This window comes from Paenibacillus sp. 11B (genome assembly GCF_030487755.1).
In the GTDB taxonomy this organism is placed as follows: Bacteria; Bacillota; Bacilli; order Paenibacillales; family Paenibacillaceae; genus Paenibacillus; species Paenibacillus vandeheii.
Genome location: NZ_JAUKNS010000001.1, coordinates 1,160,615 through 1,174,110 on the forward strand (window position 1 = coordinate 1,160,615; position 13,496 = coordinate 1,174,110).

General features: G+C 43.5%; 10 protein-coding genes and 2 pseudogenes. 6 read left to right on the top strand and 6 right to left on the bottom strand.

Annotation, left to right across the window (positions count from 1 at the left end; genetic code table 11):
* Positions 1 to 241: 241 nt before the first annotated feature.
* Positions 242 to 649 (bottom strand): hypothetical protein, encoded by a 408-nt coding sequence (locus Q0V21_RS05160; RefSeq protein ID WP_301877872.1) that lies wholly within the window; start codon positions 647 to 649, stop codon positions 242 to 244.
* A 261-nt stretch (positions 650 to 910) separates the two neighbouring features.
* On the opposite strand from Q0V21_RS05160, the gene Q0V21_RS05165 reads away from it, so the two are divergent.
* Positions 911 to 1,606, top strand: coding sequence for a GntR family transcriptional regulator (locus Q0V21_RS05165; RefSeq protein ID WP_301877873.1), 696 nt, complete (start codon positions 911 to 913; stop codon positions 1,604 to 1,606).
* Between the two features lie 192 nt (positions 1,607 to 1,798).
* On the opposite strand, the gene Q0V21_RS05170 is transcribed toward Q0V21_RS05165, so the two are convergent.
* Both Q0V21_RS05170 and Q0V21_RS05175 read right to left on the bottom strand, forming a co-directional pair.
* Positions 1,799 to 4,159, bottom strand: coding sequence for a beta-mannosidase (locus Q0V21_RS05170; RefSeq protein WP_301877874.1), 2,361 nt, complete (start codon positions 4,157 to 4,159; stop codon positions 1,799 to 1,801).
* A gap of 962 nt (positions 4,160 to 5,121) precedes the next feature.
* Positions 5,122 to 6,554 (bottom strand): annotated as a pseudogene (locus Q0V21_RS05175) (IS1182 family transposase).
* 491 nt (positions 6,555 to 7,045) lie between these two features.
* Here Q0V21_RS05175 and Q0V21_RS05180 point away from each other — a divergent pair.
* From Q0V21_RS05180 to Q0V21_RS32815, 5 genes are all read left to right on the top strand, one after another.
* Positions 7,046 to 7,186: a helix-turn-helix domain-containing protein gene (locus tag Q0V21_RS05180; protein ID WP_301877875.1), complete on the top strand. Its 141-nt coding sequence runs from the start codon at positions 7,046 to 7,048 to the stop codon at positions 7,184 to 7,186.
* Between the two features lie 200 nt (positions 7,187 to 7,386).
* Positions 7,387 to 8,244, top strand: coding sequence for an IS3 family transposase (locus Q0V21_RS05185; protein WP_301878411.1), 858 nt, complete (start codon positions 7,387 to 7,389; stop codon positions 8,242 to 8,244).
* A 688-nt stretch (positions 8,245 to 8,932) separates the two neighbouring features.
* Positions 8,933 to 9,718, top strand: coding sequence for an IclR family transcriptional regulator (locus tag Q0V21_RS05190; RefSeq protein WP_301877876.1), 786 nt, complete (start codon positions 8,933 to 8,935; stop codon positions 9,716 to 9,718).
* Positions 9,719 to 10,235: 517 nt separating this feature from the next.
* Entirely contained in the window at positions 10,236 to 10,406 is a 171-nt protein-coding gene (locus Q0V21_RS05195; RefSeq protein ID WP_301877877.1) for a hypothetical protein, read from the top strand.
* Positions 10,407 to 10,995: 589 nt separating this feature from the next.
* Positions 10,996 to 11,142, top strand: a complete 147-nt coding sequence (locus Q0V21_RS32815; RefSeq protein ID WP_367620505.1) for an IS3 family transposase — start codon at positions 10,996 to 10,998, stop codon at positions 11,140 to 11,142.
* Between the two features lie 702 nt (positions 11,143 to 11,844).
* Here Q0V21_RS32815 and Q0V21_RS05200 read toward each other — a convergent pair.
* The 3 genes and pseudogenes from Q0V21_RS05200 to Q0V21_RS32825 form a co-directional block, all read right to left on the bottom strand.
* A complete protein-coding gene (locus Q0V21_RS05200; protein ID WP_301877878.1) occupies positions 11,845 to 12,690 on the bottom strand; it encodes a class II fructose-bisphosphate aldolase in 846 nt (281 codons plus the stop codon).
* A 143-nt stretch (positions 12,691 to 12,833) separates the two neighbouring features.
* Positions 12,834 to 13,133: a DUF4432 family protein gene (locus Q0V21_RS32820; protein ID WP_367620515.1), complete on the bottom strand. Its 300-nt coding sequence runs from the start codon at positions 13,131 to 13,133 to the stop codon at positions 12,834 to 12,836.
* Between the two features lie 157 nt (positions 13,134 to 13,290).
* Positions 13,291 to 13,479 (bottom strand): annotated as a pseudogene (locus tag Q0V21_RS32825) (DUF4432 family protein); the annotation flags it as partial.
* Between the last annotated feature and the right edge of the window lie 17 nt (positions 13,480 to 13,496).

Sequence of the window (13,496 nt, forward strand, 5' to 3'; positions counted from 1 at the left end):
CTTCAGTGCAAAAAGTCTATCTGGTCATCCCCCTGTCAAGTAGATAAGTAAAAAAGGCTAAGCAGCCAACGCGTGCTGGTATTCAACCGGTGTGCGTTGTTTTAGTTTGGCCTGAAAGCGCTGGTAGTTCTAGAAGTAAATGTACTCCTCCACCGCTTGATGAATATCTCCTTATAACTTACAATGGTTAAGGTACAACTCCTCCGTTTTGAGATGCGAAAAGAAGGATTCGATGCAGACATTATCCAGACAGGTAGCTTTGCGAGAGTGACTGCCCTTGACGCTGAATTCTTCGAGTCGTGTGTTGTACGCCTGAGACGTATACTGGAAGCATAACCGAATGGAGCACGGCCCTGGATACGTCTCTTTTTCGTGTCCACCGTTCAAGCGTATTTAGGACGAGTTTTACGTCGTTTCGCTCGGAGATCTGCCAGGCCACAATCTCATTGTTAAACAGTTCCTGAATGGCAGACAGGTAATAAAAGCGCGTACCGTCTGAGATATACGTAACACCAGTTTCTGCTGTGGCCCTGGTGCATGGAACTGACGCTGCAGCCGATTCGGGTACACCACAGAGGGGGTATAGCTGGGGTGTTTTCGCTTTTTCCGGTTCACCGAAGAAATCGCCAGTTCTTTCATAAGTCGCCATACTTTCTTATGATTGACGAGATGACGGCAACAATGACATGAAATCATCTGCTGTTGGTTACAGGAATTAATCACTTCCTTCTTGTCGTCTTGTCTTTCTTGAATTAAGTGTTCTCCACGACGAGGGCTACACAAGTTCTGGTAGTTGTGTACAAACACATACTTTGAGTCTTTATAATAGTTGTGTTCTAATATACTTGTTAGTTTACTCATTTTTATGTATGCTAAAAATGATATTTATTAAAAATAGAAAGGAATAATTATGCCTAGAGTAAGAGGGAATACTGTTGATATTGCAGTACAGAAAATATTACGTAAAATTGAGAATTATGAATTAGTAACGGGAGATATTGTATCAGATTTAGAATTGTCTAAAGAATTTGAAATGAGCAGGACTCCATTGAGAGAAGCAATTATGATTTTATTAGATAATGGCATACTTGAAAGAACTAAAACAAAAGTTGTTGTAAGAGCTATTACATTAAAAGATATCAATGAAATTTTAGAAGTTCGTGAGGCAATTGAACTAAAGAGTATTGAAATTATAGTTAATAATAAAGGTTTAACAAAAGCTCAATTAAAAGAATTAAATCAAATCCAAGAAAAATTATGCGAAAATACAAATAACAGAGATTTCGATACATTTTTTGAAGCGGATTCTAGGTTTCATGAAAAAATAGCAGAATATTCTGGTAATGAGCGGTTTTTAGATATTTGTAAACGAATTTATCTTCAGAGCCAACGACTACGTTGGATAACCATGCTTACTCCTTCACGTTATACAGAAACATGTGAAGAACATCAATTAATTATAGATACATTGACTAAGTTAGATTTGAATGCTGCCATAAATGCAATTAAATCACATTTATTGAACAGCAAAATTAATTATGAAGACATCATAAATAATAAACAATGGAATAAGATTGCTCAGCAGATGAAGAATATGCGTTTGTAACTTAAAGTACGAGATAATTAAAGAAATAATATGTGACATATTTTTTTGGTCATAACCTGACTAGTTGGCGTCCAAAGCCTCTAAGAGTGAACCCTCCTAATAATCTCAAACAGGGAAAGGGATGAACATACGAAGGTGCATGTTCATCCCTACATTTATACAACCTCCTCATTTTCTACCCGTTAACCGTGATTATTCCAGCTCCCAGAGATCCGGATTGTAGCGATAGTAGCTGCTGCCGAATTCATTCAGCTTCTTCTCGCTTTCGTCTAGGTGCTCATTGCATATACGCTTCGCCTCAGCCAGATCGCCAATGAGCAACTTATACTCATTTCTAGCCAGAACACTATCGCCTTGCTTCAATATTAGTGAGACCTTAAACTCTCCTACGGCATCAACATCGACCTTCCACGCAATATCGCTGAATTTTGAAGAGCTATTCGGAGCAACCTGTGCAGGTACCTTTCCGCTCTGAACAACTTCGTCTTTATGACTTCGAAGCGTCCACTCCAGCATCGTGTTCTCAAACGCTTTTTGGAAGTCGTTGACGATCCACAATTCTCCATGGAACATCTCCTCAGGTTTCCATCTTCTCTTCGGGAATGCCAAGCTTGGTAGAAGCGGCTGATAGCTTGTCTTGACAAAATCGAAGCTCAGCTTCTTCAATCCGTAGTAATCAACAAGCCCCCACTTGATATCCGGCCAATTTGTGATGAAATGACAGAGTGACACGCCGCTCATACGCGGCTTCCGTCTACGGTACATTTCCAGTGCGAATTGCAGAATCGTACCTTGCGCAATCTGTGTCGATTTTACGAATTGCTCCAGTGAATCCATTCTCTTATCTCCAAACACCTCAATATTCAGTCCTTGGAGAATATGAATATCCGCCCAGTGATAGCCCCAGCTTGGTCCCATAGGCCATAGTTCGTTTTCCGGAATAAATTTCTTAAGGCTTTCGATAGAAGGCGCCGAGGCAGCGGTTAATTCAGGAATAATCGAACAATCGAGCGATGGGTAATACTCCTCCATGAAGTTTCGACCGCCACCGTAATAATGCTCATTGGCATGTTGAGACTCCTTGGGCTTAAAGCCCATACTTTGACCAAACACATTGCTAAGCGGCGATGCTAATCCGTAAGGCACCGAGGTATACCCTTCAATCGCTACTCCGATCGCTTCCATTAGCCCCTTATTGCCGCTCTCTACATGTGCGTCCGTGAAGAACACTTCTTCTCCACCCATCCAATAAATATTCGATGGATGATTGCGGCGAAGCACCACGATTTCAACACATTCCCGCGACGCAGATTCTATAAATACAGGATCGTCGGAAAAGGCTTGGGTAGAGAATGTGAAGTTCGTCCATACCGTAATTCCAAGCTCGTCGCATAGGCGATAGAAGGTTGGAATTTCCGGCGGATGCCAGCCGAAGATTCGCAAATTGTTAATATTGCAATCCTTGACCAGCGTCAGCAGATGCTCGTACTTCTTCGTGCTGTTCCTTCCATATAAGAAAGATGGCTGCCCCCCCCAGCATGCAGAGCGCAGGAATTGACGCTTGCCATTGATAACAAATGTCCATGGATATTCGGATTCCTCCGGCGTGAAGCCCGGATTCTGCTCCATATGAACCGTCCGGATACCGATTCTGTCCTCCACACGATCGAGCTCCGTACCATTCTTCAGGACTTTAATTTCAATATCGTATAGATGAGGCGTCCCCATGTCCCACGGCCACCACAGCTTAGCATCCGCAATCTCTACACTAACCTTTGCGCTACTCGTGCCGGATTTAACAACAGTCTCCAATGTACGACTGATTGTCTCCGAGGTGAAGTTGTGACCGTTCATTGCAATTTGAAGCTGAACGGTCTGAGTCTCAGGAGTCATGTTGTGAAGATCTATCTGCACATGTACAGTAGCGCCTGAATCCTTAAGATCCGATTCGGTACGATGATTGAGAATGCGCACAGCATCTGTTGCAACTAGACGAACCGGTCTCCATATACCAAATGGGACTAATCCGGTGAAATAATCGCCGGAGAAATTCACCTTCTTGCCGCCGACATTGCGGAAGTTTTTCGGAGGCGGATCGAGCTTGATCGCAAGCTGATTCGAACCGCCAGCCCACTTGTCGAAATTCAAATATTCACTAACTTCGAAGGAGAACGGCGAGAACATACCTTCATGACTGCCTAGCAGATTTCCATTCAGCCAAATGGTACAGCAATAGTCGACGCCTTCAAAGTCCAGATGAACCTTCTTGCTCTTCATCTTTTCCGAAACGTTGAACCTACGAATATACCACCATTCGTATTCCTGCACCCATTTCGCCTTATGCATATTTCTTCCGAAATAGGGATCCTCCAATTCGCCCGCCCGCTGAAGATCGGTGTACACATCCCCTGGAACAGAGGCGTAATTCCAACTGAAAATAACGCCTTGACGCTCTGCTGGAAGGAGATGAAACCCCTCGCGTTCCCCTTCGCCTACTCTCATTTTCTCCATCTGCCAGAGCTTTCCGCTTAAATCCTTTACAACTCTCGACATTCTATAACCTCCAGTACTATGAATTTATTTTAATAGAAGAATAGGGATCATTTTTTAAAATCAGAACGTCGTTCCATTTTTATATTATAGAATTGGTGGGGTTAGACGTCAACACCGTATTCTCTATTCATCTTCCTATAACACAGATCTCAAATTGAATTGGATGTCAAATTGTTTCTCATTCAGCTGATACTTGTTCATCAGCTTAGGACTAAATGAGTTAGAGTCGACACCGATCTCTCCTGCAGAAGTTTCATTTAAGATAGGACTGGCCACTAAACAACTTCCATAAATAATCGCCACAGTTCTTACCACGAAGATTTCATAAGACGATATTCGATAATGGCACGCGAACGAGGCAACTTCCCCTCGGCCCACATAATAATGAACCTTCAAATTTATCTCATACTAATGGTTCTCGATACAGGCTGGCATCTTATGCTAGCAGAAAGAGCCTCATATTATACTTTATGCTCAATAAATTGGCGGATCGCTCTTCTGCAGATGAATACAGTATAAATCTTACCAATACCCTCACTGCCGTTCTACAGTACAATAGTGACGGCTATCAACCCCGGTGCCAATGAAGTCCATACCTCTTAGACCCTTTTGCTCCGCCAAAGTCACAAGGTAACTGTCGGTATTAGTCCTGTATGCAAACCATAAACCTTAAAAATGGGTAAGAGTAGGTATGATGAGACGATACGAAATACGTGATGACCAACGGAAACAGATCAAAGGCCCGCTGCCCCCCGGTACAAAAACCATAAGGAGGGTGTCACCCCGATAGTGATATGCTCCCCATATAGTAGACAGGTGAAATAATAAAAACCTGTTTGCTGTATGGAGGCCACTGAAGAACTAACCATTTTGTATTAAGTGCTTCGTTTATTGAAAAAGAAGACATCAATCCTAAGGGAAGATGTCTTCTTTTGCTGTGTTTGGCTGTATAATTATCTGCCTTATTGGTCGTGTAGCTTCAAAATCCTCTTCAGATTAACCGCGAATATCGCCATTGCTCCTTGTAGCTCCATGCCCAAAAGACCCGACGATATGGCTACATCATACCCGTGTCTGTGTTTCAGTTCATATTCTTGGCTTCAATCTTGTACCGTTCTTTAGACTTTTCTTTGAGATAGTCGCTCTCTTGAAAAGCCATTTGCTCCAAGTGTTCGTCAGACTTTATACTCACGGAATAGGTGTAGCAGCCTTCCCGAAGCGGACACCGCTTACACTTGGACACATCAAAATAATAGGTAGTCACCTGGTTTTTTCCGACGCCTTTCTTTCCTTGCTTCGCTTTCCGGATCACCATGTGACCAGCCTTGAAGACGTATAAACCAGCGTCTTTGTTGAATTCAAACTCATCTTCTTTCTTGCGGTTTCCTTGCGTAATCATCGGATTTAATTTGGTTACCAGTTCCATGTCGTTCGTCTTTGTATAAAGGAGATTGTCTTTCTCCGAGTAAGCTGTATCTCCAATAACCGTTCGGACGTCTATCCCTGCGGCTTTACTTTTTTAGATTAGGTCTTGCAGTTGTTTGCCGTCATTTTTCTCACCTGTTGTTACAACAGCTGCTGTAATAATGCGTTCCTCGGTCATTGCCAGATGAGTCTTGTATCCAAAGAAAGCGGAGTCCGCACTCTTGTGTCCAACCCGCGCCTCTGCGTCTTCCGCGATCCGAAGCTGCTCCACATCATCCTCCACAGTTTCCTTTAACAGGTTTAGCAGTTCCAAGAGTTTCGGCACTAAGGGGAGGCCCAATTCGTTTTCGACAGTATGTATGAGTTTATTGCAGTAGGAGATCTCGTCTTCCAACACCGTGCTGGTATTCTTCACGGGCAGCTTAACCTTGACGGATTCGTCCATCACATAGAGAGCTTTGCGCACCTTCCGGGCCCGGTCCTGTAGGATCTCTTGTGGAGATTTCTGGTTGTAGCGCGCTTTGGTATGGGTTGCGTCCACAATAATAGCAGTGCTCTTCACGATCCCCCTCTCCATAGCAAGTGTCACCGTTTTCCTAATGAGCAAGTCCAGTATATTCATGTCTTTCAAGCGCAGCTTGCGGAACTTGGTTAAGGAACTGGGCTCCATAACCGGATCCTCTGGGGCCATCCCCAGAAAATACTTAAAGGACAGGTCATACCGAGACCGTTCCACGATATCCACGTCAGACAATTCAAAGATTGCTTTAAGAAGCAAATATTTAAACATCCGAATGGGGTCGATGGCCTTACAACCATTATTCATGCAATAGTTCACTTGTAGTTCTTCGTAGATAAATGTAAAATCCACGAGCTCATTGATCTGCCGAAGCAAGTTGTCCTTGGGCACCACCATATTGTAGAGTTCGATGTATGGACTCAACACCAAGGTCTGTTGTTTCTCAATCATTCCGCTCACCTATTTCCCTATGATACCTAAGTATACATGAAAAAGATGCAACCTCCTCTTTTGGTAAGAAGATACTACATCTTTTAAAAATCACTTTTTCAGTGGCCTCGCTGTATGGGGGGGCATTTTTTATAGAACAAAAGAAGTTTACAGCGTTCGAAAAATTAACTAATCTACAACAGATATAAGAGGGAATTATCGGAGTGAAGGCAGCAGCCAAAAAGTACGGGGTCAACAAGAACTCTATTGTGAAATAGCGGCGACGGTATGAGTTGTACGGTTACGAAGGACTAGACGTTCGGACTCATAACCGTACCTACTCTGCGGAGCTCAAACTTCAAGCGGTTAGGGATTACCTCGAGAAGAAATTATCGCAAAGCCAAATCATCTACAAGTATAAGATTGCAAGCACCACCCAACTCGCCAATTGGATAAAGAAGTATAATGGTCATAGCAACAGCTTAACGGCTCATTCAAGAGGAACTAAAGCTATGACCAAAGGACGCGCAACCACTTGGCAGGAACGAATAGATATCGTACTGTACTGCCTTTCGAATGGACAAAACTACACGAAGACGGCAAGCCACTTTCACGTGTCTTACCAACAAGTATATAGCTGGGTAAAGAAGTAGGAAGCAGGCGGTGAAGAGGCGTTACGGGAGGGTAGAGGACGCACCAAAGCACCTGAAGAACTTACGGAAGCAGATCGCCACAGACTCGCGATGCAAAAGCTGGAATACGAGAATACAAGGCTGCGTGCGGAGAATGCTTTTCTAAATAAGTTAGAGGAACTCGAAAGGAGGAGTCGTTAAGCCCCGTTCGTCAGGAGAAAATTTACTTGGCTATTCAGACTGTTCAGCAAGAGGCGTCTTGTCCCATCCAGTTTTTATGTGACATTGGAGGGATTTCACGGTCAAGCTATTACAAATGGTTAAATCGCAAACCCAGTTCCCAAGACGCCGACAATGCGAAACTGACACAGGCCATGCTCCTCTTGTATGAAAAGGTGGAACGAACCTTTGGATATCGTCAGTTAACCCTGCATCTACGCAAGCAACTGGGCAAACCCCTTAACGCTAAGCGAGTATACCGCCTCATGAGAATCCAGGGCATCCAGTCCGTCATCCGCAGAAAGAGGAAGAAGTACGTTGGCTCCACGCCTCAACAGGTCACAGAAAATGTATTGAACCGCAACTTTGAGGCAGAAGCACCAAACGATAAATGGGTAACCGATGTGACGGAATTCAAATACGGCAATGGGCAGAAGGCCTATTTGAGTGCTATAAAAGATCTACATGACAAGTCCATTGTTGCTTACGTTCTAGGGCATTCTAATAATAATTCACTGGTCTTTAAGACGCTAGAATTGGCTTTGCAGGCAGCCCCAGAGAACCATCCCTTGCTTCATATCGACCGCGGTTTCCAGTATACCTCTCTCCACTTTAAAGAGATGCTAGACGAGGAAAAACTGACGCAAAGCATGTCCCGAGTAGGCTGTTGTATTGATAACGGACCCATGGAATCCTTTTGGGGGACACTGAAATGTAAGAAGTACTACTTACATACCTACCGAACCTTTGCTGAGCTTCAACAAGATATTGATGACTACATTCACTTTTACAATAACGAGCGGTTCCAGGCAAAACTAAACGGCCTCAGTCCCATTGAATTCAGGACCAAGGCCGATTAACTATCTTTTATTATTTATACTGTCTACTTGACGGGGGCAGTTCAAAGACCAACGTATTAAAATAAACGCAATGCTTTGGGTCGTATGAACAGGGGAGCATGGCGGAATTTACCGGAATACTATAGTTCCTGGCCCTCATTTCACAGCCGTTTTCGCCGCTGGAAAATCACCGGCATTTAGGATCGGATACTAGAACACGTCTCAATTGAACCCAACTTTGAAAGTAGTATGATTGATGCGACGATCATCAATGTCCATCAGCATGGAACGGGTGCAAACGATAAGCCTTCATCAGGCGTAGGGCGATCCCGAGGCGGATCAACGACCAAATTCATGAGGGTATCGATGTCCTGGGCAATCCTCTACGCTTTGTGCTTCTCGGCGGTCTGTGCCACGACTCTGTAGCCGGCTACGAGATGCTGAGCCAAATGACTTAATGAAAATGCAAGTGTTGGCCGATCGTGCTTACGAAACTAACCGAATCCTTTAACTCCTGAAGGTACAATCTGCCGTGCCGGTGATTTCTGCTAGAAAAACTGCTGAAGGCTCATTTAAGGCACTTTTAACGCTCGCTTCGATTTTGGTGTGGCTCGCTTAGGTTTTACATACACGTCCTAATGAGATTGACTGATATCAAATCATTAGTTAATATAACGAAATAGAGGTTAAATGAAAGAAGGGGCTTCTTTTGAGCATTGAAAAAAATAAAACGAACTCTACGTTAGAACGTGCACTATTCCTGCTTGAGCATCTCTCATTAATAAAGGGGGGAGTCGGAATCGGCGAATTGTCGAAAACGACACACCTCGCTAAAAGTACGACACATCGCATATTAGAAACACTGCAGAAGGCGGGATTTGTTATGCAGGAGCCTTCTACAGAGAAATATTTCGTGGGACTAAAAGCCATCGAAGTCGGTATCGCAGGACTTCATAACATTGATCTGGTGGAAGCTGCAATCCCCCATCTGCAAGAACTCGCTGCTCAAACGGGCCAAACCTCATTCCTCGCTGTACATTCTGAAGGCGAGGTCATCTATATCTATAAGGTAGATGGAAGCGCCTCAGTTATTATGAAAGCGATTCTTGGCTCAAGGAACCCCGTTCATTGTACGGGTCTCGGGAAAGCCATAATGGCTTACTTTTCAAATGAAACTGTCGATAAGATCGTCAGCGAGAAGGGGCTGCAGCAATACACTGCAACTACGATTACGGATCATCAGCAGTTCCTGCAGGAACTCAACAAAATCAGACAGACTGGCATTGCTGTCAATCGCGAGGAATACGACGATGGTTTGAGCTCAATTGCTGCACCTGTGTTTAATTATACGGGTAAAGTGATTGCAGCCATCAGCGTGGCGGGGCCAACCGCTCGAATACTCGACAAGCAGGATGAACTGAAAGCACTCGTCAAGGAGAACTCCTCTCTAATTTCCAAACGGCTAGGCTTTGTTCCTTCCATGCGTTCCATCTAACTCTCATAATTTCCAGAATGGACACAAGATTATTGACAGCGTCCTTGTTACTTCCAGTCATAAAAGAACTCTAGGATCTATTGTAGACATCCCGGCCAACCTTTTTTTACATAATAATATTATATTTCCCCAACTGAATGTAAAAACATGGTCGCTCTTTGCATGGACATTATGACTTAGCCCCTGCGGACTGCGTTCCGCATCCTCTTTCCGATATGGCCCAGCAGCCTCTAGCGATGGATTCATGATGACGGCCCCGGGCTCGATCTCGAAATTAATGCCGTCATGAACATATTGATTCGTATTCTTCACCGATCCTCTGTCAACAGAAGTTTAGCTAATGGATTTCTTATTAGCAAGTTTACACATGGGTTCGGAAATATCAAGCTGGTAGTGAGGAGCCTGTTCAGGACAATCATGGTCGCAAAAAGCCTATAGAAGAACTTGAGGAGCATGAACGTCTTAAGATACGGCTTAAAGAGCTAGAAGAGTGAAATGAATTAGCTAGAGATGGAGAATGACTTCGCAAAAAGTTGGCGGAGTTCAAGCAACGAAATACACGCTAACCCTCGTTCAGCACGAAAACTTGTATCAAGCGATTCAAGAACTGAACACAGAAAAAGGCCACCCAATTACGAAGTTGTGTGCGTTAGCTGGGGCGCTCGATCTGCCTATTACAAGTGGTTAAAATGGAAACCTATAGCATGGAACTTGAAATTCGCGCGTTAGTCAAAGAAGTTAAGCTTCGTTATGATAAGCGAAAAGGGACACTTGGCTATCGTTAAATGCGCACGTAATTAAACAGAAAGTTCAAAAAAAGTATAACAAAAGCGTTATTATCAAATCATGTGTGCTCTTGGGCTAAGAGCAGTAATTCGCAGAAAACGAACAAGTTATGTGAAATCAGCAGAGATCCATGTAGCTAAAATGTATTGAACCGTATCTTTAATACCAATTCTCTTAATTTAAAATGGTGTACAGATGTAACAGAACTGAATTATTGGGAATCGACAAAAAGCCTATTTGAGTGCCGTTATTGATGTATGATAATTCCATTGTCTCAGGGGTATTAAGTTCTTCTAACAACAATAAGCTCGTAATGGATACCCTGAAAAGAGCTTACGCGTAGAATCCTGGCGTATCCCCTCTTCTACAAAGTGACCGAGGCTTCTAGTTTACGTTTCATGAGTACAACCGACTTCAAATGAAATAAGGATTTAAGAAAAGCATGTCTCGTGTGAGCCGAGATGTTTGGACAACCAACCTATTGAGCGATTTTGGGGTTCTACAAGTCAAAAAGCTATTATCTTACTAAGTGTGATACCAATGAAGATATGCTCACAGAGGTTAGGCAATATATTCACTACTACAATAATTACCGCTACACAGAATGTTTGGATGGATTGTCACCTAATGAATACTGACGAGCATCATAACGAAAACACCTCAGCTCTGGTAATGCGAGCTGAGGTATCTAACTAACTATTTTTGTTTTTACACTGTCCACTTGACAGGGAGCACTTCAGGGTCACTCTGGTCGTCTGAATCTTTATTTCACTGTTATTAAGTTAAAACTTATCTCTGAGCAAGTTCCTGAACTTCGCTCAGAACCTGCCAGGGTCAGGAATAGGTGTCTTCGTCCAAGAACATCTACTGAACGACTCTTTCCACATACGAGCTAAGTCTTTCCTTAAGGGAAGACAACTGAAAGCTTAACGCGGCCTTCTCCTTCTCCTTCTCCTTCTCCTTCTCCTTCTCCTTAGAGGTATTCGGATTCAGAATCTATATCACGCAATCCACTTGGACCATTGAAAACCCCGTCCTAGAGGAAACAATATTGTACTAATATCCTTCATATTCATGCCCGATGCTTCACTTCATCGAACCAATTGGACACTGTATTCATGGTGGCTCACCAAGCGGAATGATTTTCAGCAGCTACCGTTTTGCACGCCACACATTTGCTTTTGGAAAAACAAGCAAATGTCCGGTAAATTCCCGAGCAGGTCGATACGCGTATCCTTTTTATTTTCGTAAAATTTTCAAGCAGTTCGAGAGAGTATCTCCAATAGAATTACTCATATGATATACAATAAAAATCGAAAAAAGAACAACACCACCCCATTTTAGACCTTACAGAACACCTTCATGGCTTTTCCGATATCAGCCTTCATTCCATTGATGGCAGCAATTGTAAGATCATGATAAAAATCAACTTTTTGTTTTTTTAACAGCTCTTCTACGCTTTGCACACCGGATCTGGCCATATAAGAGTAATAATTAATCTTCCGGATTCCCTTGCCAATCGCCGTGGTGTAATCCTCCGGACTTACCCCCGAACCGCCGTGCATAACCAATGGAATTTTTACCAAATCTCTAATTTTTTCGATACGCTCAAAATCCAACTTGGGTTTCGTCTTATAGAATCCATGTGCGGTACCGAAAGATGCGGCCAGAGCATCAATCCCAGTTTCCTTGACGAAGCAGTCCGCCAAATTGGGATCGGTGTACAAATCTTCCATTGACGCACCCATATCGTTCCCCCCCGCTTCACGACCGCCTATAATCCCGATTTCCGCTTCCACGCTTGCATGATATACCTTTGCCAGTCGAACGGCTTCAACGGTATTTCGAACGTTTTCTTCGTAAGAAAGAAGAGAACCGTCATACATAACGGATGTAAAGCCCAGCTTCAATGCCTTTTCCAAATAGTCCAGATCTTCCCCATGATCCAAGTGAACGCATACGGGGACCGTTGCCATCTTGGCAAAATGAAGCATAATCGGTCCGATTTTCTCGATGGGCATAAAAGCTTCATGTACCTGGGCATGGCTGATGATCACCGGCACATTCAACTTCTCCGCCGTTTCAATAACAGCCATGACACACTCCAGATTAGGGGTGTTAACGGCTCCGACGGCGTAATCTTGTTCCTCTGCCAATTTTAATATATCTGTCAATGAGACTAACATGTACGTGCCTCCTTCAAGGTATCCCACTCGTGAATGCCATCAATCATACCAGTCTCCACGTGATATGTGACAGATTCTCCAGGGCTGATGAACTTCAGGGTATTCTCTCTTCGCATCGCTTCCCTGCCATCCGGATGACAGTTTCAGGGCTCGAATCCCAGAACGTAATCCTTCACCCCAAACATTTTCCACTGAACAAAATAATTTAATGTCCTTATATCGAAAGCGATGGCTAAGCCTTTCTGGGAGAGTTCTTTTTTCAACGTTAAAGTTATGGTAATAACATTGCTATTCGTAATGGACCTAGAGCTCCTAAATCGGATTCCAGGTCTAGATGCCCTGTTGGGGTGATCGTTCCTTGCGGCAATACCTTTGGATTGAATTAATATATACATTTCCTCGCTCAGCAACGAATAACATATGTTCATGTGATACAGAATCATCAAGAGAGAGACCCAATCATCGCTTTTTTTCAGTACGGTCCTCAATTAAGACTCGGTTCACCAGTTTCGAGCACGCGATCTTCCTGTATAGCCTGAGCTTCTTCGCAATGAATCCCTTCTGATTCACGGTCTCATGGATGATGATCTCTCTTTCCTATTACACACTGTAGATCTGCTCCGCAGGCCTATTGCTTAAGGTTCTATGCAAGGGCAATGCCGCTTCTTCATCTTCACAAGGAGCTCCGACAGCCGTTAATCCACAGATCTTCAGAAATCCCGCTGTGAAGGATTTAACAAAACCTACTCTTTTATTGTCATAATAAGAGGGAGCCACGTAACCGCTGGGTGAGAAATAGGCATAGT